This is a genomic window from Chryseobacterium cheonjiense, assembly GCF_012927265.1.
In the GTDB taxonomy this organism is placed as follows: domain Bacteria; phylum Bacteroidota; class Bacteroidia; order Flavobacteriales; family Weeksellaceae; genus Chryseobacterium; species Chryseobacterium cheonjiense.
Map to the genome: position 1 here is coordinate 610,473 of NZ_JABBGF010000002.1, position 21,351 is coordinate 631,823.

Sequence of the window (21,351 nt, forward strand, 5' to 3'; positions counted from 1 at the left end):
CCGTTGCCTGAGGTTCTCGAAGGCAACGGTTTTTTTATTGAAATAAAAAAAATTATTTAATTTCTATACATCCCACTCTTCCGCCGGCATTTCCCGTAGGCTGCGTATGGAAGTCGTCTGCGGAAGCATGAATGATCATTCCTTTTCCGATAATGTTTTTAGACTCATCTGTACATCCCAGGCACCATTTGTCGGTTTTGAAAGTCAGCATGGCGTTTCCGTTCTGATCGGCAGTAAGGTTTCCGATATCTCCCATATGAAAATGTTCGGCACCCCATTTTCCGTGATCATCTTTGGCGGGATTCCAGTGTCCTCCCGTTGAAGTTCCGTCAGCTGCAGAGCAGTCTCCCTTTTCATGAATGTGTACGGCATGGATTCCCGGAGTAAGGTTGGTGACATCCAGCTTCATCACAACTTCATCGCCCTTTTGGGTAAATTTTGCCGTTCCGCCGGTCTGTGTGTTGCTTTTAGACATGACCTGATACGTTTTTGTCGTTCCGCAAGAAACAACAAACAAAGTGCATGCTGCCAGTAATGATAATGTTTTAACTTTCATTTTTAAATGATTTAAAGTGATTATAGGATAAATTTAAAAAAACATTTACGGATACACCTTACGATTTTAAGATCTTTTTGAAAATAACAGTAAAAGATTCTTTTCTAAAGAATAATAAATTTTCATAATTGAAAATAAAACAGCTAGTTGAAATTTCCCTCCCTTGGAGGGTGGCAAAAATTCAGGAAAATTTTTGACGGGGTGGTTTAATCCAGGCATAATCTTCATTATGACTTTCTTGTTTATAATAACAAAGAGTAGTTGCTCCCGACTTTAAAACCAAAACCAACGGTTCAGAATTCAAATTCTACCATTCGGTAACAAAAATTTATCTTCATTAAAATTTCATCCTATTTTTGAACCGAAAATAAAGCTATGAAAACAAAACTATTATTTCTCATTTCTCTTCTTTCATTTACTCTGAATATAGCACAGACAAAAATATCGGGAAGGGTAACCTATAAGAATAAGGGCGTGGCAGAGGTAAATGTTACCCTGAAAGATACATATGACGGAGCAACCACCGATACAGAAGGGAATTTCTCTTTTGAAACCTCCGAAAAAGGGAACAAAACCTTACTATTTACACACCCCAAATACATGGATGTTGAAAAGTCAATAACCATTGAAAATCAGGAAATTTCAGTTAATGCTGAACTGAAGGAGCAAATAAGCGAAATTGATGCTGTTGTGGTATCAGCCGGATCTATTGAAGCCAGCGACAAAAAAAGAGCGACAGCACTTCTCACCCCGATTGATATTTATACCACCGCAGGAGCAGACGGACAAATATCTTCCGCTCTTACCTATCTTCCGGGGGTTCAGAAAGTGGGCGAAACAGAAGGCCTTTTCATCCGTGGAGGAACAGGAACGGAGTCCAGAATTTTCATGGATGGAAGCCTTATCAACAATTATTTCTCGAATTCGGTTCCGGGAATTGCGGGAAGGGACCGTTTTAATACTTCTCTTTTCAAGGGAAATGTATTCTCAAGCGGTGGATATTCTGCACTGTACGGACAGGCTCTTTCCGGGGCACTGATGCTGGAAAGTGTTGACCTTCCGGATCAGAGTTCTTATGACCTCGGAGTTTCACCGATCTTTTTAAACGCGGGATTTCAGAAACTAAGTGAAAATAAGACCTCCTCTTTCGGAGCAAGCCTGGGATACTCCAATTTAAAGCTGATGCAGGATGTTATTAACTTCAATACCGACTTTTCAGAAGCTCCGCAAAGTTTTAACGGTGATTTTAATTTCAGAATTAAAACAAAATCAGGAGGTTTCTTTAAATATTACGGAGTGTACGATTCCAACAGAATGGGAGTGAAAACCCAAAGTCTCGAGCCGGCAGATTCTGATTGGTCTCTGGTAAAATTAAAAGGAAAAAACACCTATCATAATTTATCATTCAAACAGAAATTCGGAAAATATTTGCTGAATGCGGGAACTTCTTATTCCTTCAACCGGTCTGATCTTGATTTTTCAACCGAGAAAAATAATGTTGAAAACGGGAATACAAAACTTTTGACTGACGGAAATTATATTAATTTCAAAACCGTTTTAGAAAGGAAAGTTAATAAAATCAGTGCATTGCGTGGTGGATTTGAACTCAATGCAGCCAGCGAAAAACTCACCTTCGATGAATTTGTTCAGAAAAACTACAAAGACCTGATTTCTTCTGCATTTGTGGAAACAGACCTTGGATTCAGCAATCAATTATCCGCTAAAATTGGAGTAAGAGCAGAATATTCGTCTTACCTTGAAAAAAGCAATATTGCTCCGCGTCTGGCTTTAGCCTACCGTTTTGCCAAAGACTGGACGACCTCTTTCGCGTACGGTATTTTCTATCAGAATCCTGAAAGCAGATACATCAACGCACCGGCAGATCTTGATTTTCAGAAAGCGCAGCATTTTATCTTTCAGGTACAGAGAACAACAGAAGGAAGAAGTCTTAGGCTGGAAGCTTTTTATAAAAAGTATGATGAGCTGATCAAAGTAAAAAACCTGAGTTATATTAACGGACAGAATCAGTATATTCAGACGGCTGACAACAACAATGGCTATGGTTTTGCAAAAGGATTGGAACTGTTCTGGAGAGATAAAAAGACTTTTGAAAACATCGATTACTGGATCAGTTATTCTTATCTGGATTCAAAAAGAGATTTTATGAATTATCCGGTAAGCCTGAAACCTAATTTTGCTTCTGAACACACGCTTTCAGCGGTGGCAAAAAGATTTGTACCAAAATGGAAAACAGGGTTTAATCTTTCTTATACTTATGCCAAAGGCCGTCCGTACTATGATATTGCAACACAGGATGTGAATGGTGAACAAAACTATTTTGTAAGAAACGAAGGACGCTTAAAAGATTATAATGCTTTGAATTTCAGTGTGAATTATCTTCCTAATTTAGGGAAGAAAGATGCTAAAGCATTTACCGTTCTGGTACTGAGCGTATCGAATATATTAGGCTCAAAAAACGTGTACGGGTACAATTTTTCAATGGATGGAAGCAGAAGCTCTGCAGTGGTGCCACCGGTGAATACCTTTGTTTTTATAGGAGCTTTCATCAGTTTCGGAGTTGATAAAACACAGGATGCCATCAACAATAATTTATAATAAAAATTACATTAAATACATTACTATTAACTTTAAAAAATTTAAAAATGAGAAAATATTTTTTAACTTTCGCTTTAAGTATGATGAGTTTAACAGCTTTTGCTCAGGCAGATTATGAAAAAATAATGTCTGAAAAAATTGCGAAACTCGAAGCCACAAGATCAACTGATGAATTCCAGTCGCTGGCCAATGATTTCGACAGAATCGGGAAAAAAGAAACAAAGCAATGGCTGCCTTCTTATTATGCTGCATTGGCTTATCTTCAAAAAGGCAGAATGCAGATGCAGGCCGGCAAGATGTTCGAGCTTTCCATCAATGCAGGCATTGCGGATAAGTATCTGGATCAGGCAGAAGCTATTGCCGGGAATAATAATTCTGAAATTCATCTCCTGAGAAAAATGGCCTATTCACTGAGAATGATGGAAAATCCTGCAGAACGGTATATGACAGACGGTATGAAAGCCATGGAAGAGCTGAAAAAGGCAGAAACGCTTGATCCCAACAACCCAAGGGTGGCGCTCATTAAAGCCGAAGATACTTATTTTACACCGGAGCAATATGGCGGAAGCAAAGAAAAAGGACTGGAACAGTTTAAAGCAGCACTTGTAAAATTCAATGCCTTTAAGCCCAAAACCGCTTTAGATCCCAACTGGGGGAAATCAGAAGCAGAATATTTTCTAAGCGGGGCGGCAAAATAATTTCACAAGCCTTCTCTTTGGAGAAGGTTTTTGATGCATTCAGCAAAGAAAAATGGTCGCTCGGCAAAAATAATTTTAATACTTTTAAGACAGCCTAATTTTGAGACAGGAAAACCGATAATGAAACGCAAGAACTTTATAACTTTATGCTGGATATCGCTGGCAACATCCATGTTTTTCTTTTTTTTCTTTACCGATGAAAAAAATCTGGAGAACTTTATGCTTACCATTGCCATATCTTCCATGTACTCTTTTGTTTTGGGTGCAGGAAACGGTCTTATTAATGATTTTCTCAACAAAAAGTTTCCCTGGTCTGAGGCTACGACCAAAAGGGCTGTAATAAGCATTATCTCTATCTTACTGGCGAATATCATCCTCGTTTATTTCTGCAATTACATGAATTTTGTGGTCTTCCAGAAAAGTGCGACCACAGAAGAATATTTTACCGGTAAATACAATTATATCAATTGGTTTACCATTAATATTGCTTTGCTCATATCCGCATTTCTCCATGCCAAAAGCTTCATGGTAGAGCTCAAAAAAACATCCAGAAAAGAAGTGGTGGAGCAGAAACTTATTGCAAAATCTGCCAATGCTCAGTTTGAAAGTCTTAAAAACCAGCTGGACCCGCATTTTTTATTTAATTCGCTGAATGTTTTAAGTTCTCTTATTGATGAAAATCCCAGGCAGGCCCAAAAGTTTACGGCTTCAATGTCAAAGATTTACAGATATGTACTTGAACAGAAAGATAAAGAATTGGTAACCGTGGAAGATGAGCTGGAATTTGCAAAAACCTATTGTGAACTATTGAAAACAAGATTTGAAGATAGTGTAGATTTCGTTTTTGATGTTAAAAAAGAAGATTACAAAAGGTTTGTCGTTCCGTTGTCGCTTCAGCTGTTGCTGGAAAACTGTATTAAGCACAATTTTGCAACATCATCAAAACCTCTTATCATCAGAATTTACTCAGAAAATGATACGCTGTGTATTGAAAATAATCTTCAGGTAAGAGAACAGATCAAGGAAAGTTCCGGAATAGGACTGGCTAATATTGTACAGCGGTATTCTCTTCTTACAAAGAAAAATGTTTTTATCGAAAAATCCGAAGATTATTTTAAAGTAAAACTTCCGGTATTATCCATCAAACCAAATGTAGTCAGTGAAAAAGAGACCGATGAAGATAAAGCTTATGAGAGAGCTCACAAAAGAGTAAAAGAACTTAAAAGCTTTTATGGAAACCTGATCTCTTATTGTATTGTCATACCTTTTTTAATCATTCTTAACCTGATTACCTCGCCTAGCGATATCTGGTTCTACTGGCCGATGCTGGGATGGGGAATCGGTCTTGTTGCCCACGGAGCAAGTGTATTTGCGATTGGGAAAGGCTGGGAAGACAAAAAGATCAGGGAAATTTTAGAAAAACAGAATAATTTTAAAAATTAAAATTCATGAATCCTATCAGCAAAGATGACATAAGATACAAGGAGGCGGAAAGACGTGTTAAAAAAATTAAAAACTTTTACATTTTTGCATTCGTTTATTTCGCGGTAAATATTTTTATCCTGGTAATGAATTACAAACAATTAAAGCCATGGGAAACCATCTGGCACCTGAAATACTTTTCGCTTCCCATCTTCTGGGGAGTAGGACTTATCGGCTATGCGATCAATGTTTTTGTTCCTGGAGCTATTTTAGGAAGAAACTGGGAAGAAAAGAAAATTAAAAAAATGATGGAAGAAGAAAAAGCATCGCAGAATAAATACAATAAACCATGAAAATACTACAGATCTTGTTTGCTGTTTCCATGGGAGTATGGTTTTTAAGTGAAATTCTCTACAAGAATATTCTAAAATCCGGAGACAATGACAAAAAAGATAAAGACCGCTCAACGCTGAATATTCTGTGGCTGGCTATTCCGTTATCCATTGCATCATCTGTCAGTGTTTCATATCTTACAAGACTACCGATTTCTGATGAAGATCGGATTTATTACATCGGAGTTGCTCTTGTATGGATAGGAATCATTTTGAGGTTTATCATCATCAGATCATTAGGTAAATATTTTACCGTTGATGTAACGATACGTGAAGACCATAAAATTAAAAAAGAAGGATTTTACAAATATATCAGACATCCTTCATACGCTTTTTCGCTGTTGACGTCGCTCGGTTTGGGATTGTATCTAAACAATTGGTTCTCGTTGATTCTAGCTTTTTTAATTCCGTTTATTGCTTTCAGTTACAGAATTACGGTTGAAGAAAGAACTTTAATCGAGCAATTCGGGGAAGAATATCTGGAATACAGAAGAAAAACAAAAAAACTGATTCCGTTTATTTATTGATCCTGCATTTACTCTTAATCCTGTTTGTTATTCTCAAAGAATTACAATAATTCATTTTAAATTAAATCATCATACTGCGAATGGATATTTACCATCAGCGTAATCTGCAAAATCCGCGAGAGAAAAAATAATCAATGAAAAACAAAATCCCGATTCTCCGTTGAGTCGGGATTTTTACAATTCAGGATGCATATTCTACGGTTCGGTCATATTAAATTGATTTAAGGCTTGTTTCCGTGGTACATTTGTCTCAACAAAAACAAACAATTAATCTTTAAAAATAAAAATTATGGAAACTTACATTAACAAAGAAGAATTAGCCTACCAAAAAGCATCAAAAAGAGTAAAAGAACTGAAAGGATTTTATGGAAACCTTACTTCATACTGCCTTGTTATTTCTTTCTTAGCGGTCCTGAATCTTATTACATCACGAGAATATTTATGGTTCATCTGGCCGATGTTAGGTTGGGGGATCGGAATTGTAGCCCATGCCGCCAATACGTTCGGAATCGGGAAAGACTGGGAAGAAAAAAAGATCAGACAGCTGATGGACGAAGAAAGAAAAAATACAAAAACACTTTAATAATCATAATCTTTAAAAATTAATACAATGAACTACAATCAGGCACAACAAAGGGTACACAATTTAAAAAAATTCTATAAAAACCTTTTTTGGTTTGGGATTGTTGCCGCAATCATTTTTACAGATGATTTTTTTAAAAAGGGAATTCATCTTTCACTTTGGGACGGATCCATCATCCTTACTATCTGGGGAATTATTTTAACGGTAAAAGCCGTAAAGCTATTCATTTTTGATGCAGAATGGGAGCGAGGCATCATTGAAAAAGAAATGAAAAAAACAAAAGACCCCATTCAGTTTTAATAACTGGTAACTTTTAATTATTTTAGATTTTAAAACTCAATCTGGAACTTAAAAAATGATAAGAACAGTTATTATCGAAGACGAAAAACCGGCCTCAAGGAAATTAGAAAGAATGCTTGCCGAATTTCCTGATATAGAATTGGTTGCCAAAATAGAATCTGTAGAAGAAGGCATTTTCTGGTTTTCTGAAAATGAACATCCTCAGCTTATCTTTTCAGATATTGTTCTGGGCGACGGCCTGTCATTCGATATCTTTGAAAAAGTTCCGACGAAAGGGTTTATCATTTATACCACTGCTTTTGATCAGTATACTCTCAAAGCATTTAAGCTCAACAGCATCGACTATCTTTTAAAACCTATATTAGATGAAGATCTCGGTGCGGCCATTGAAAAATTCAAGTCGTTTATCCCTTCGGATAATTCGGTTAATTCACACGAAATAAAGCAGTTAATTAAAAAAGATAAGACTACGCTTTCCAGGATCCTGGTGAAAATCGGGTACAATCTTAAAATTGTGCAGACACATGAAGTCAGCTGCTTTTACAGCGAGAATAAAATTGTTTATTTGCAGACTCAGGAACGTGCTTTTCCTTCGGATTTTACTTTGGATGAGCTGGAAGATATTCTGGATGACAGGAAGTTTTTCAGGGTAAACAGACAATTTATCATCAATTCAGATTATATTAAAAATATTCATACGTCGCCGAACTATAAAGTTGAGCTCGAGTTTCAGCCTAAAGAAGAAATTACGGTTAGCCGCGACCGCGTGAAGGATTTCAAAGACTGGCTGGTAAGTTGATTTCATAAAAAAATAATAGAGAAAAGATGATAGATTTTCTCTTATATCCCAAAACTTAAAACCGTGAACTTTAAACTAAAAACCCACAACTATTTGTAAGCAATGCGGTTAGATTCCGTATCTTCAAGCTGTTGTACAATAGACTTGGGAATTTCTTCACTGTCTATGGGAAAGCTGATGGAATCTGTGATAAACGTTTTCCGCTCTGCTTTCTGGAAAATCTCAAACAGGGCAATCGGCTCCTGGTTAAAACTGATACACGTACTTATAAAATGCAATTCATGGAGCTTGTATTCTGGATTTTTAAGCTTTTCCTTGATATCTTTTATCCTTGAGATAAAATGACGCTGCCGAATGAACGTATTGCTGTTCATGATGATAAAAACATAATCTGAATAGGCTGTAACCTTGCCAAAATACTTATGCCGGTCACCACCGCTTCTTTCAATGAAATATTCTCCTGACGTTTCAGATTTGTAGATCTCTGTTGCCGATCTCCAGATGCGTTCTTCACGGGCCTGTAAAGGATTATCCGGAAGATTCCTGTTGTAAGAGTACCAGCAGCCGACCAGCTTATCGAGCAGTTCCGTGTTCTGCTTTACATTATTCATGTCAATGCGTAAGTCATTAAAATTAAACGACTCCGTATTAGAATTAATGAAATCAATATAGTTTGAATATCCCAAAACCCGTACAATCTGGCTTAACTTGGCAAGATTGGGTTTGCTGATGACAGCATTTTTATCCTGGGAATATTTCTTTAGTTTATTGATAATCACATGTTCATAAAGATAATTGGAACCCAGAACATCCGGATTTTTCCTGAGACCTTTTCCCTGATTTTCATTTATGATGAGATCATTCAGTTCAGCAACAATATAAGACCATTCCGTCTTGGAAACATCTTCCCAATGGCTTTTCTTCAGGAAATGCATGGCTAAGAAATTCATGAGCTTTTCCAGATGCAGCAGATCTTCTTTTTTCATTTGATTAAATTATAAGACTAATATAAGATTATTTTAAAACCTAATAATACAGCTGTAAGACTTTTATATCAATATTTCCTGAGATATTTGAGTAGAAACAAAATCTAAACAAATGGAAACAAAACTTATCTTACAGAATGATCCGCTTTGGAAAAGACTCCAGAATTTTTCATTAGACCATCCGAATGCTTATTTTCCTTTTTCTAAAAAGCTGGCGAAAGAAGAAAGCTGGACGAGCTCCTTTACCGAGAAAGCGATCGAAGAATACAAGAAATTTGTATATCTGTGCTGTACGTTGCCTAATGGCGCTTCACCAAGCGAAATTGTCGATAAAGTATGGCATATGCACTTGATTTATACTCAAAATTATTGGGAAGAATTCTGTCCCGATATTCTTCAAAAGAAATTGCATCATCATCCGTCACAAGGAGGACCAGCGGAAAATGAAAAGCATAAAAACTGGTTCAATGAAACCTTAAAAAGCTACCGCGAAATCTTTCAGCAGGAACCGCCTGAAGAGATCTGGAAATCAAATTTAAAACCTTCAGACGAGAAAAATAAATCATACTTCGGTAAAATTGTTCTTTTATTGGGCAGTATGTTTATATTTTTTTCCTGTTCTGAAAATAACAACGGCGGGTTAGGAATATTTTTTACCCTGATTTTCTTTTTCATAATCGTTGTACTGATTATAAAAGCGTTCAGTAATAATAACAATCAGTCAAATAAAGACAATGATCAGGGAAGCGACGGAACATTTTTCTACACTTGCGGAAGCGACAGTTCTCACGGAGACGGAGGAAGTTCTTCCGGGTGCAGCAGTTCCTGCGGAAGCAGTTGTGGAGGAGGCTGCGGAGGATGTGGCGGTGGAGATTAATCATTAAATTCCAAACAATGAGAAGAATATTCATTCATGCCATTCCGTTTGCAGTCAGCTTTTTATGGCTGCTTACCCAAAATCATACTTCAAATCCATTTGCTTTGAAAGGCCCGGATTTCCTAAGATTTTACCTGGTTCTTATTTTTGGATTTTATACTTTGACTTTTGTTCTGAACTACACACACAAGATTTCAGAAACAACGCTTTATTGTTTAGGCTTGATTTTTTTAGTAGGAACCATCAAACTTGTTATTGGAATGATATTGGGAAAACCTGTCGGATTTTTAATCATGATTTTAATTCTTGAATTAATTGTATTCCTGATTCTTAAAAGATCTTATTTAACCTGAAAATTAAAATTGGAATATTATCATTTATCCAAAAACAAACCCGAAACAAAATGCTCCGGGTTTTATGTATTATAATTAATTTTCTTTATGAAATTACTCCGCTTCCCAATAATTCTTCTCCTTTATACCACGCGGCAAACTGTCCTTCTGCAATAGCAGACTGAAACTCTTCAAATTCAATATAAAAAGCATCATCAAACTGATACAGCATTGCTTTCTGCAAAGGCTGTCTGTAACGGAATCTAGCCATGACTTCCATTGATTTTCCGTTTTTCAGCTGTAAATCTTTACGAACCCAATGCAGTTCTGAATGATCAATCTTCAACGCTTTTTTCAACAGTCCCGGAAACTGATGTCCTTCTCCTACAAAGAGAATATTGTTTTCCATATCTCTGGAGATGATAAAACAGCTTTCCTTATGTCCGCCGATGCCAAGCCCTTTGCTTTGCCCGATGGTGAAAAACTGGGCACCCTGATGCTTCCCGATTACCTTTCCATTAGATTTTTTATAATTGATTTTTTGGCTTAAAAATTCAAGCTCTTCCTGTTTGGAAGAAAATTTCGGCGTTTCTTGGGTAAAAAGAGGTGAATCTTTGAAAATTTCCACAATTTCTCCCTCTTTCGGAACTAATTGCTGTTGTAAAAATTGAGGAAGACTTACTTTCCCGATAAAACACAATCCCTGAGAATCTTTCTTATCAGCCGTTACCAAACCGATTTCCTTTGCAATTTCCCTCACCTGAGGTTTTGTCAATTCCCCGATTGGGAATAAAGCTTTAGATAATTGATCCTGACTTAATTGGCATAAAAAGTATGACTGGTCTTTATTGTTGTCTTTTCCGGCTAAAAGATGGAAAATCTCTTTTCCATTTTCATCAATGGTAGAATCTACTCTGGCATAATGTCCTGTTGCCACTTTATCTGCTCCGAGTGACATTGCCGTTTTCATAAAAACATCGAACTTTACTTCTCTGTTGCACAGAACATCAGGATTCGGGGTTCTTCCTTTCTGATATTCATCGAACATGTAATCTACAATTCTTTCCTTATACAGATCGCTCATATCGATCACCTGAAACGGAATTCCAAGCTTTTGGGCCACCATTAAGGCATCATTGCTGTCTTCGATCCACGGACATTCATCTTCCAGTGTTACCGAAGCATCATTCCAGTTTCTCATAAATAAGGCTACCACTTCATGGCCCTGCTGTTGCAATAAATAGGCTGCAACACTGGAATCTACACCTCCTGAGAGGCCTACTACTATTTTCATTATATTCAATTTTACGAAACTCTTAACGGGAGTTCTTAGTTTGACGCTGCAAAAATACAATTAAAAAGATTCGCAAAAAAGTTATAATTTTAGCCATCGACAAAAACAATATTATTATGAAAAAGTTTATTATTCCGTTATTTCTCCTCATATCAGGTTCAGTTTTCTCCCAACAGGCCATTACAGCTGCACCGGAAAATACAAACCGTTGGACTTTTGGAGGTGGAATCGGTTTTGGTTTTGGAAGCAACAATTATTTTAACCTTTCTGCTGCTCCGAGAGTAGGATACAGGCTTACTAATGATCTTGAAGGCGGAGTTTTGGGAAGTGTTTCGTGGCAGAAATCCAATGCGTATAGTTCAACCATGTTTGGGGTGGGTCCGTTCCTGAATTATTACATTGCACGCACGTTTTTCATAAGTGCTAATTATCAACATTATTTCATCAATTATAAAGATAAATTTTACGATTTTAAAGCCAATACAGATGAAGATGCACTATATCTTGGAGGTGGATATATGCAGCAAATCGGGAATAATTCTTACTTACAGCTTGGCTTAATGTATAATGTTCTGTGGAAAGAAAATTCCAGTATTTTCTCAAGCGGTCTGGTTCCGAATATCGGTTTTGTCGTGGGACTTTAATCTTTATTCTGAAAGGTGCGGTTTAAGATCATTACATTCAGATCAGCGACATCTGTAAAATCTGCGTGAGAGAATATTTGTTCTCCCGCGAGTTGCACAGATTCGCAGATTAAATTATTTTAAAAGCTTTTAATTAAAGGCAAAACTGTAATTTAATTATTAATTTTTAGTTAGCAAAGGCAAATAAATTTGCTTCAAGAAGCTTAATATCGCTTCATCAAAATCAACTTGTTGATTTTAAAACTTGCTCCCTTAATGAAGTATTAATTGAATAATCTTTGCATAGAAAAATAAATTATACAGTAATAAAAAACAAAAGCATCAGAAGTAATTCCGATGCTTTTTATCATAATTAAATTATTTATTTACGATTAAGAAGACTTTTCTGCCGATTTCTTTGGTTTGGATGTCTTCCCGGTTAATCCGTCTTTTGCTTCATTCACGTCAAGAACTACCGTTTCTCCTTCGTTCAATTGTTTGTTTACCAGCATTTCGGCCAATAAATCTTCAATATACTTCTGGATCGCACGTTTCAATGGTCTTGCACCGAAATCTTTATCCCATCCTTTTTCAGAAATAAAGTCTTTGGCCGTTTCGGTTAATTCTACTTTATATCCTAATTTTTCAAGACGGCTGTATAATTTACCAAGTTCAAGATCGATGATTTTCTTAATGTCGGTCTGCTCAAGAGAATTAAAGATAATAATGTCATCAATTCTGTTCAGGAACTCAGGGGCAAATGCTTTTTTAAGGGCATTTTCAATCGTACTTCTGGCTCTTGTATCCGTACTTGACTTTTTAGCCGATGTTCCAAATCCTACACCGTCTCCGAAATCTTTAAGATCTCTTGTTCCGATGTTTGAAGTTAAAATGATAATCGTGTTTCTGAAGTCAATTTTTCTTCCTAAACTGTCGGTAACGTGACCTTCGTCCAAAATCTGCAGCAAGATGTTGAATACATCCGGGTGAGCTTTTTCGATCTCATCAAGAAGTACCACAGCATAAGGTTTTCTTCTTACGGCTTCCGTTAATTGTCCACCTTCTTCGTATCCAACATATCCCGGAGGCGCACCTACTAATCTTGAAACGGCGAATTTCTCCATGTATTCACTCATATCAATTCTGATCAGTGCTTCATCAGAATCGAAGAGTTCTCTTGCCATTACTTTCGCCAGCTCGGTTTTACCGACACCGGTTGTTCCTAAGAAAATAAACGTACCAATCGGACGGTTTGGATCTTTAAGACCGGCTCTGTTTCTCTGGATTGCCTTAACAACCTTTTTCACAGCGTCTTCCTGACCAATTACTTTTCCGTTCAGGTTTCCGTCCATTCCGGCAAGCTTGTCAAGTTCATTTTTACCTACTTTCGTTACAGGAACGCCGCTCATCATAGAAACCACTTCTGCCACATTTTCTTCTGTTACGGTTTCTTTTTTCTCCTTCACATCCTTGTCCCATTTTTCCTGGGCAGCATTCAGCTCCATCTGAAGCCTTTCCTCTTCATCTTTCAGTTTTCTGGCTTCAAGATAATCCTGCGCTTTAACCGCTTTTTGTTTCAGTTCTTTGATCTCTTCGATTTTCTTCTCGAAATCAATGATTTCAGTAGGAACTTTCATGTTCTTGATATATACACGAGATCCCGCTTCATCCATTGCATCGATTGCCTTATCCGGTAAGAAACGGTCTGTAATATATCTTGATGTTAAATTAACGCAAGCTAAAATGGCTTCATCTGTATAAACTACATTGTGATGCTCTTCATACTTATCTTTAATCTGATTAAGAATCTGAACTGTTTCATCAATAGAAGTAGGTTCCACCATTACTTTCTGGAATCTTCTCTCCAAAGCACCGTCTTTTTCAATATACTGACGGTATTCATCCAGAGTAGTAGCCCCAATGCATTGAATTTCACCTCTTGCCAAAGCCGGTTTGAACATGTTGGAGGCATCTAAACTTCCTGTAGAACTTCCTGCACCTACAATAGTATGAAGCTCATCGATGAATAAGATGACGTCTCTGTTTTTTTCCAGTTCGGTCATAATCGCTTTCATTCTTTCCTCGAACTGACCACGGTACTTCGTTCCGGCAACTAAACTTGCCAAATCTAAAGTGATCACTCTTTTATTGTAAAGAACTCTCGATACTTTTTTCTGTTGAATTCTTAAAGCCAATCCTTCCGCAATCGCAGATTTACCAACTCCAGGTTCTCCGATAAGGAGCGGGTTGTTTTTCTTTCTGCGGGATAAGATCTGGGAAACTCTTTCAATTTCTTTCTCACGACCGATTACAGGATCTAGTTTTCCGTCTCTAGCCAAAGAAGTAAGATCTCTACCGAAATTATCGAGGGTAGGGGTTTTACTTTTTGCAGAGCCTAAATTTCCTGTAGGCTTTCTCATCTGCTCAAAATCTTCTCTTTCATCATCATCGTCATAAGCGCTCATTTGTGGCGCCTGCCCAGAGTTTTTAAGCATGGTCTGATATTCCTTTGAAACTCCTTCATAGTCAATATCGTAAGCACCTAAAATATTTGAAGTAGGATCCTCATATTTGTAAAGAATGCCTAAAAGCAAATGAACGGTATTAATCTCATTGCTTTTATACTGTCTGCATTCAAGTTCTGCACGTTTAACGGCATGGTCTGCCATTTTGGTGAAAGAAATATTAGTTACCTCCTCAGATATAGGATTAAGACTTGCTGTATTTAAAGTTTCAATTTTTCTTCTGATCTGTGTTAAATCCGCATTAAGGTTTTGAAGGATTTCTTTTGCAGAGTTTTCCGTTTTTATAATACCTAAAAGTAGATGTTCTGTATTAAGAAATTCACTTTTCAGCCTTTTCGCTTCGCTTTTGCTTTGTTTGAACACCTGGCTCAAACCTTGTGAAAACTTATAATCCATAATATATCTCATTAGAATAAAAGCAGCATTGCCATTTATTCATTATCTAAATTACAAATATTTTACCAAAAACCAATAAATGACTTTATGGCAGAAAAAATTTTATTATCTTCCTGAAAATGATTATGTTTGTGATCTTCTAAAATTCTATCATGAACTCCGAAACTGCTGCCTATATCGGCTATTCTGCATCTCTGTTTATTGTACTGAGCTTCATCCTGAAAGATGTGAGAAAAATCAGGATTGTCAATATGATAGGATGTATCTGTTTTGTCATTTATGGTATTTTCAGCGGTATGCTTTGGCCGGTCATTATTCCGAACGGGCTGATTTGTTTTATACAGGTTTATCATCTTCTGGCTGATAAAGACAAGAAATGAGCAGGAAAAGAGTTATTGTTTCTGCCTTCAGCAATCTCTATACAGATCAGCGTATCGAAAAGATATGCAGAACACTGCACGAAAACGGATATGATATTGATTTGATAGGCAATACCTGGGCTGGAAATAATGATTTATCACGACCTTACAACGTCTCGAGAATACAGCTGATTTCTAAAAGCCTAAAGACTGCTTATTTTGAATTCAACTGGAAGTTGTATAGAGAATTAAAGGAAAAAGCAGATAAGAGAACTATTCTTTATGCCAATGATCTTGATGCATTGCTTCCCAATTATTTAATTTCTAAAAAACACCAGATTCCGCTTATTTTTGACAGTCATGAAATTTTTTCCGAAATGCCGGCAATTCAGGGCAAAATGTCACAAAAATTATGGCGCTACCTGGAAAGAAGACTGGTTCCGGAGATTCAGCACATGATTACGGCAAGCTCAGGGTATGCAGATTGGTTTAAGAAACGCTACGGAATTCAGGCGACGGTTGTACAAAATGCACCCCGGAAAATGGATTTCAAGTCTGAAATTCCTGACAACAATCCTAAAATTATTTTATACCAAGGTGTTATTAATCCTTTTCGCGGAATCGATAAGGCTATTCTGGCCATGCACCACCTGGACCATGTCATTTTTAAAATTGCAGGTGACGGACCTAAAAGAGAAGAATATGAAAAACTTGTGATCAGAGAAAACCTTCAGGAAAAGGTTCTGTTTTTAGGAAAACTTTTGCCGGAAGACCTTCGGAAGATCACCCTTACGGCAGACTGCGGGATGAGTATAGAGGAAAATGGAGGAGAAAGTTATTATTATTCACTGCCGAATAAAGTGTTGGATTGTATTCAGTCACGGGTTCCCTTGATATTGTCGGATCTTCCTGAAATGAGACGGATCAAAAATCAATATAATATCGGGGAAATTATAAAAGATCATGAGCCGGAAACCATTGCCCAGGCTATTAAGGCTATTTTAAATAAAGGAAGAACGTTTTATCAGCCCGAACTTGAAAAAGCAGCAAATCAGCTGTGCTGGGAAAATGAGGAGTTGAAATTGCTGGAAGTTGTAAAGAAAGCGTCTTTTATTAATTAATTTTTAATATTTAAAGAGTGTCTGCGACCCTAGCCCCGATTGTCGCGACATCCTTTTAGGTTTCGGGCGGAGCGAAGCTCCGCCCGAAACCTAAAAGATACAGCAGAAAGCGGGAAAAGCTTCAAATAAATATGGTTTTCGAAACAAATTAATTGCTTTAGGAATTAAATAAGTACACTTCGATAAAACCAAAAAACGGGAAAAGGAAAAACTTGTATTTACTTTTCATATGAGGCCAGTAATAAAATAATCTTTTTAAATTGGTTATCTTTGCAGAAAGAATAGACCAACATGACCATTAAGGAAAAACAGCAGGAAATAATCGATGAATTTGCTTTTCTTGAAGACTGGGAGCAGAAATATGAGTACATCATAGATCTGGGTAAAGAGCTGAAGGGCCTTACTGACGATAAGAAAACAGATGAAAACCTGATCAAAGGTTGCCAGAGCAAAGTCTGGATTGATGCCGAGTTCAGAGACGGAAGATTGTTTTTCAATGCAGATTCCGACGGGATTTTGCCAAAAGGTATTGTTTCTCTTTTAGTAAGCATTTACAGCGGGCATACCACCCAGGAAATTTTAGACTCTGATTTTGATTTTATTTCAGAAATCGGGTTGCAGGAGTTTTTGTCTCCCTCCAGGGCTAATGGACTAATGGCCATGACCAAACAAATTAAATTTTACGCAGTTGCCTATCAATTGAAGTCGTAATTGTGACAAGAATTTTAGCATATCGTTTTTCCGCTTTTGGTGATGTTGCGATGACAGCACCAGTGTTCCGGGAGTTTCTCGAACAAAATCCCGAGGTCGAAATTATTATGGTTTCCAGAAGTAATTTTGAAGCCTTGTTTGCTGATATTCCGAATCTTATATTTAAAGGCGTTAACCTTGATGATTATAAGGGCGTCTTTGGGCTCAACCGGCTCGCCAATGAACTCATTAAAGAGTTTCGTCCCGATCTTATTGCCAATCTCCATGATGTTATCAGAACCAAAATTCTTGATAGAATCTACAGCGCTAAGGGATTTAAGGTTTTTAAAATTAATAAAGGGAAGGAAGAAAAGGAACATCTGACCGACATCTGGAATATTAATAAAGTGCAGCTAAAAAAAACAGTGGAGCGATATGCCGACGTTTTTCGTGCAATGGGCTTTAAGGTGGAACTTTCTCATACACTACGGCCTAAAAACATACACAAATCCGGAATTGGTTTTGCTCCTTTTGCACAACATAAGGGAAAAATGCTGCCTCTTGAAAAATCATACGAACTGGTCAGGATTTTATCACAAGAAAGAACCGTTTATTTTTTTGGTGGCGGCAAAAATGAAACCGATTTACTGGAAAAATGGGAAAAAGAAATTCCTAATACCCACAGCCTCGCCGGAAAGTTAAGCCTTACAGAAGAGCTGAATAAAATTGCAGAACTGGAACTGATGATCTCTATGGATTCGGCAAATATGCATCTTGCCAGTCTCGTTGGGACGAGATGTATTTCCGTTTGGGGACAGACTCATCCTTATGCAGGATTTTTAGGATTCGGGCAAAGCGAAGAAGATGTGGTTGAGGTAAAAGATCTTACCTGCAGACCGTGTTCTGTTTTCGGTGATAAAGAATGTTTCCGCGGCGACTGGGCGTGTATGGGCGAGCTTAACATACAGAAGATTGTTGAAAAGATAATTTAAAGACTAAGATGTTTTACATCATTATTCCACATAATAGCTGTTGGCACAATATTTAATATTTTGACTATCAAAAAAAGAAATTATGAAACGGTATAAAGAATTAGGAATAGCGTTTATTGTAGCAATATTTGTAACCTCTTGTGTCGCAGTAAAATCTAACGGAAACCGCGGGCTGCCGCCGGGACAGGTGAAAAAAGTAACTGGTGCAAAATCTGCGAGAAATTATGCTCCTGGGCACAATAAGTAAATTACAAACAAGCGTTCAGAGTCTCTGAGCGTTTTATTTTAGCTGATTTTTAAAGATACAAACAAAAAAAATCTCCCTTAAAAAAGAGAGATTTCTGTGGGTCCTGAGGGATTCGAACCCCCGACCCTCTGGGTGTAAACCAGATGCTCTGAACCAACTGAGCTAAGAACCCGAAATTTTTTTGAAAGGTTTCGTTTCCTTTTCTGTGGGTCCTGAGGGATTCGAACCCCCGACCCTCTGGGTGTAAACCAGATGCTCTGAACCAACTGAGCTAAGAACCCTCTGTATCGTTGTTTCCTCGATTAGAGTGGTGCAAATATACGACTTATTTGGAAATCTCCAAATTTTTTTCTAAAAATTCTCCCACAACAAAATTACTCCCACCGATAAAAATCATTTCCCCATTTCTACAATTCTCTTTTGCAAGGAGATACGCTTCCTGTACCGAATCTAAAATTTTATAAGAAATTTTTGCTTCCAGCAGTAAATCCTCATATTCCTGAGGAGATCTGCCTCTCTGGATAGAAGGCTTTGCAAAATAAAACTCAGCATTTCCAGGTAAAATTTTTAGGACATCATCTATCTTTTTATCATTCACAAATCCCAAAATAATATGCTTATGCTTATTAATAGCGTTTAGCTGGGCAAAAACATATTCCAGTCCGGCCTGATTATGGGCTGTGTCACAAACGGTAAGAGGATTTTGGGAAAACTCAAACCAACGGCCAATAAAGCCTGTGTTGCGATGTACATTCAAAAGTCCGCATTCTAAATTTTTTTCGGAAATAATGAAATTCAATTTCCGTAATTCTTCTGTTAAAGCTAAAACAACCCTGATATTCTTCTTCTGATAATTTCCCTTAAGATCAGACATTAAGTCCGTTTCTACTACAGTTGCATCGATAAAAGATGTATTCTCTTCGTCTGCTTTATCTTTAATGATCTTTTTCACCACTTCATTTTCGTCTCCGGAAATAATCGGAATCCGTGATTTTATAATTCCGGCCTTTTCAAAAGCAATTTCTTCAAGGGTATCTCCTAAAATATTCTGATGATCAAGCTGAACATTAGTAATGGCGGAAACGAGCGGCAGAATAATGTTGGTAGAATCCAGCCTTCCGCCTAAACCCACTTCAATGATGGCTATATCAACCTGCTGCTGATAGAAATATTCAAAAGCCATGATGGTGGTAAACTCAAAGAACGAAGGTTGTATGTCTGCAGGCAGTTCTTTAAGTTTCTGAATAAAATGGTAGACAAATTCCTTATCGCAGTTTTTGCCATTGATTTTGATACGTTCCGTGAAATCGATAAGGTGAGGAGAATTAAAAAGCCCCGTTTTATACCCTGACTCCTGAAGGACAGAAGCAAGCATATTGCTCGTAGATCCTTTTCCGTTGGTCCCTCCAATGTGGATGCATTTTATTTTTTCCTGGGGATTTCCGAAGAAATCACAAAGCCTCCTGATATTTTCCAATCCCGGTTTATAAGCCTTTTGCCCATCAATCTGATAATTTGGAGCCTGTACGAACAGCCATTCTACAGCTTCCTGGTATTGTTCCGTTGTCATGATGCAAAATTCTCAAAAGTTTAATTAAAATAAAACAATAATTTTCCGAATCTGTAACTTTTTTATCTTTAGGTCGTCTAATAGGGAAAAATCGGAATTATGAAAAAAGTTTTGACTATTATTTTGGGATTATCTTGCCTGGCTGTCGGTGCCCAGAAAAAGTGGTCTTTGCGGGAGTGTGTGGATTATGCAACAAAAAATAATCTTCAGGTAATCCAAAATGAATATTCGAAACAAATACAGGATCTTAACCTGAAAATTGCGAGAAAAAATTATCTTCCTTCCGTATCTGCAAATATGGGAAACAGCGTGAGTTTCGGGCAGGCTTCTTTAGGTACGGGAAGTATCAGAAATGACAGATTCAGTAATAATGCCAATCTTGGAGCAGACATGCTTGTGTATAACAATGGCAGGCTTGAGAAAACCATCAGAAAAACTGAATTTGATGTAGAAGCAAGCCAATACGATATCGAAACTATTAAAAATGATATTTCGCTTCAGATTGCACAGCAGTACCTAACGACTTTATTGAATAAAGAAATTGTAAAAATTTCTCAGGCAGCCGTTGAAAATGCCCAAAAACAATTCGACCGATCAAAGATCACCACGGAAGTCGGAACCACTGCCCAAACAGTGCTGGCAGAAGCAGAAGCCGGACTTGCAAGGGAAAAACAGAATCTTAAAACAGCTGAAATAAATGTGGGAAGAAGTCTTTTTGCACTAGCCCAGCTGCTGCAACTTCAGGACTATAAAAATTTTGATGTTGAAGATGTAACTGTACCGGATCAATTGGCACCTCAATTAATATCAGTCGATGAGGTTTTAACAACAGCGTATGAAACCCAGCCTCAGGTAAAAGCCGCAGAAAGCAGAATAAAATCGGCAGAAGCTCAGACCGAAGTCACCAGAACCGCTTTCTGGCCTACCGTAACGGCAAGCGCCGGGATAGGGACGTTTTATAACAATCTACTGAATACAAGAACTACAGGCTATGATCAGTTTGGAAATCCTATTGCTGAGCCTACTTTCTTTAATCAGTATAAAGATAATTTTGGGCAGAATCTGGGAATTTCAGTAAATATTCCGATTTTCAACAAAGGCATTACTAAACTTCAGGTAGAGCAGTCTAAGCTTCAGGAAAGCATTGCAAAAACAACGCTGCAGCAGCAAAAACAGGTCGTCCGCGAAAATGTTCAGAAAGCCCAGTTTGACGTAGATGCCAACTATGAAATTTATTTATCTGCCCTTCAGGCCGAAAAAAGCACAAAGCTTGCCCTTGATTTTGCCGATAAAAGCTATGCTGCAGGCAGATCAACAATCTACGATGTCAATATTGCGAGAAATAACTACGCCAATGCACAGGGATCTGTGGCTCAGGCCAAATACAATTATCTTTTCAGTCTTAAATTGTTGAATTTCTATGCAGGAATTCCACTAAGTTTGTAA

Annotated in this window: 22 protein-coding genes and 2 tRNA genes; 17 read left to right on the top strand and 7 right to left on the bottom strand. The window is 37.4% G+C overall.

The features are described 5' to 3' along the window. Positions 1–52: 52 nt before the first annotated feature. Positions 53–556: a superoxide dismutase family protein gene (locus HHL20_RS13370; protein WP_169231674.1), complete on the bottom strand. Its 504-nt coding sequence runs from the start codon at positions 554–556 to the stop codon at positions 53–55. A gap of 375 nt (positions 557–931) precedes the next feature. On the opposite strand from HHL20_RS13370, the gene HHL20_RS13375 reads away from it, so the two are divergent. From HHL20_RS13375 to HHL20_RS13410, 8 genes are all read left to right on the top strand, one after another. After that, positions 932–3,172, top strand: coding sequence for a TonB-dependent receptor (locus tag HHL20_RS13375; RefSeq protein WP_169231675.1), 2,241 nt, complete (start codon positions 932–934; stop codon positions 3,170–3,172). Positions 3,173–3,219: 47 nt separating this feature from the next. Continuing rightward, positions 3,220–3,870, top strand: a complete 651-nt coding sequence (locus tag HHL20_RS13380; protein WP_169231676.1) for a hypothetical protein — start codon at positions 3,220–3,222, stop codon at positions 3,868–3,870. A 120-nt stretch (positions 3,871–3,990) separates the two neighbouring features. After that, positions 3,991–5,313, top strand: a complete 1,323-nt coding sequence (locus HHL20_RS13385) for a 2TM domain-containing protein (RefSeq protein WP_169231677.1) — start codon at positions 3,991–3,993, stop codon at positions 5,311–5,313. Between the two features lie 5 nt (positions 5,314–5,318). After that, the gene (locus HHL20_RS13390) at positions 5,319–5,645 is read left to right on the top strand and encodes a 2TM domain-containing protein (protein ID WP_169231678.1); all 327 of its coding nucleotides are present in this window, start codon (positions 5,319–5,321) and stop codon (positions 5,643–5,645) included. Then, on the top strand, positions 5,642–6,211 hold the full coding sequence (locus HHL20_RS13395) for a methyltransferase family protein (protein ID WP_169231679.1): 570 nt from the start codon (positions 5,642–5,644) through the stop codon (positions 6,209–6,211). Before HHL20_RS13390 ends, HHL20_RS13395 begins: the two co-directional genes overlap by 4 nt. A 289-nt stretch (positions 6,212–6,500) precedes the next feature. Next, complete coding sequence (locus tag HHL20_RS13400; RefSeq protein ID WP_169231680.1) at positions 6,501–6,794, top strand: 2TM domain-containing protein; 294 nt, start codon at positions 6,501–6,503, stop codon at positions 6,792–6,794. A 27-nt stretch (positions 6,795–6,821) separates the two neighbouring features. Continuing rightward, positions 6,822–7,094: a 2TM domain-containing protein gene (locus HHL20_RS13405; protein WP_169231681.1), complete on the top strand. Its 273-nt coding sequence runs from the start codon at positions 6,822–6,824 to the stop codon at positions 7,092–7,094. Between the two features lie 55 nt (positions 7,095–7,149). Further along, positions 7,150–7,893, top strand: a complete 744-nt coding sequence (locus HHL20_RS13410) for a LytR/AlgR family response regulator transcription factor (protein WP_185194820.1) — start codon at positions 7,150–7,152, stop codon at positions 7,891–7,893. A gap of 89 nt (positions 7,894–7,982) precedes the next feature. Here HHL20_RS13410 and HHL20_RS13415 read toward each other — a convergent pair whose 3' ends face one another. Then, positions 7,983–8,879 (bottom strand): hypothetical protein, encoded by an 897-nt coding sequence (locus tag HHL20_RS13415; RefSeq protein ID WP_169231682.1) that lies wholly within the window; start codon positions 8,877–8,879, stop codon positions 7,983–7,985. A gap of 112 nt (positions 8,880–8,991) precedes the next feature. Here HHL20_RS13415 and HHL20_RS13420 point away from each other — a divergent pair, with 112 nt between their 5' ends. Beyond that, positions 8,992–9,756: a glycine-rich domain-containing protein gene (locus HHL20_RS13420; RefSeq protein WP_169231683.1), complete on the top strand. Its 765-nt coding sequence runs from the start codon at positions 8,992–8,994 to the stop codon at positions 9,754–9,756. Positions 9,757–9,773: 17 nt separating this feature from the next. Further along, positions 9,774–10,109 carry a hypothetical protein gene (locus HHL20_RS13425; protein WP_169231684.1) on the top strand — a complete coding sequence of 112 codons (336 nt, stop codon included), beginning with the start codon at positions 9,774–9,776 and terminating at the stop codon, positions 10,107–10,109. 85 nt (positions 10,110–10,194) lie between these two features. Here the strand turns inward: HHL20_RS13425 and mnmA are convergent, their stop codons facing one another. After that, on the bottom strand, positions 10,195–11,382 hold the full coding sequence (mnmA, locus tag HHL20_RS13430) for a tRNA 2-thiouridine(34) synthase MnmA (protein ID WP_169231685.1): 1,188 nt from the start codon (positions 11,380–11,382) through the stop codon (positions 10,195–10,197). A 116-nt stretch (positions 11,383–11,498) separates the two neighbouring features. On the opposite strand from mnmA, the gene HHL20_RS13435 reads away from it, so the two are divergent. Further along, positions 11,499–12,026, top strand: coding sequence for a hypothetical protein (locus tag HHL20_RS13435; RefSeq protein ID WP_169231686.1), 528 nt, complete (start codon positions 11,499–11,501; stop codon positions 12,024–12,026). Positions 12,027–12,397: 371 nt separating this feature from the next. Here the strand turns inward: HHL20_RS13435 and HHL20_RS13440 are convergent, their stop codons facing one another. After that, a complete protein-coding gene (locus HHL20_RS13440) occupies positions 12,398–14,926 on the bottom strand; it encodes an ATP-dependent Clp protease ATP-binding subunit (RefSeq protein ID WP_169231687.1) in 2,529 nt (842 codons plus the stop codon). 152 nt (positions 14,927–15,078) lie between these two features. Here HHL20_RS13440 and HHL20_RS13445 point away from each other — a divergent pair, with 152 nt between their 5' ends. The 5 genes from HHL20_RS13445 (at position 15,079) to HHL20_RS13465 (ending at position 18,335) form a co-directional block, all read left to right on the top strand. Further along, complete coding sequence (locus HHL20_RS13445) at positions 15,079–15,306, top strand: uroporphyrinogen decarboxylase (protein WP_169231688.1); 228 nt, start codon at positions 15,079–15,081, stop codon at positions 15,304–15,306. After that, on the top strand, positions 15,303–16,406 hold the full coding sequence (locus HHL20_RS13450; protein ID WP_169231689.1) for a glycosyltransferase: 1,104 nt from the start codon (positions 15,303–15,305) through the stop codon (positions 16,404–16,406). The genes HHL20_RS13445 and HHL20_RS13450 overlap by 4 nt, the downstream gene beginning before the upstream one ends. Positions 16,407–16,697: 291 nt before the next feature. Continuing rightward, complete coding sequence (locus HHL20_RS13455; RefSeq protein WP_169231690.1) at positions 16,698–17,117, top strand: SufE family protein; 420 nt, start codon at positions 16,698–16,700, stop codon at positions 17,115–17,117. Positions 17,118–17,119: 2 nt separating this feature from the next. Then, complete coding sequence (locus tag HHL20_RS13460; protein WP_317166016.1) at positions 17,120–18,088, top strand: glycosyltransferase family 9 protein; 969 nt, start codon at positions 17,120–17,122, stop codon at positions 18,086–18,088. 82 nt (positions 18,089–18,170) lie between these two features. Next, positions 18,171–18,335 carry a hypothetical protein gene (locus HHL20_RS13465; protein ID WP_169231691.1) on the top strand — a complete coding sequence of 55 codons (165 nt, stop codon included), beginning with the start codon at positions 18,171–18,173 and terminating at the stop codon, positions 18,333–18,335. A gap of 97 nt (positions 18,336–18,432) precedes the next feature. Here the strand turns inward: HHL20_RS13465 and HHL20_RS13470 are convergent. From HHL20_RS13470 to HHL20_RS13480, 3 genes are all read right to left on the bottom strand, one after another. Next, positions 18,433–18,507, bottom strand: a tRNA-Val gene (locus HHL20_RS13470). A gap of 34 nt (positions 18,508–18,541) precedes the next feature. Continuing rightward, positions 18,542–18,616, bottom strand: a tRNA-Val gene (locus HHL20_RS13475). A 44-nt stretch (positions 18,617–18,660) separates the two neighbouring features. Next, the gene (locus HHL20_RS13480; protein WP_169231692.1) at positions 18,661–19,905 is read right to left on the bottom strand and encodes a bifunctional folylpolyglutamate synthase/dihydrofolate synthase; all 1,245 of its coding nucleotides are present in this window, start codon (positions 19,903–19,905) and stop codon (positions 18,661–18,663) included. Between the two features lie 99 nt (positions 19,906–20,004). Here HHL20_RS13480 and HHL20_RS13485 point away from each other — a divergent pair, with 99 nt between their 5' ends. Continuing rightward, the gene (locus HHL20_RS13485; protein ID WP_169231693.1) at positions 20,005–21,351 is read left to right on the top strand and encodes a TolC family protein; all 1,347 of its coding nucleotides are present in this window, start codon (positions 20,005–20,007) and stop codon (positions 21,349–21,351) included.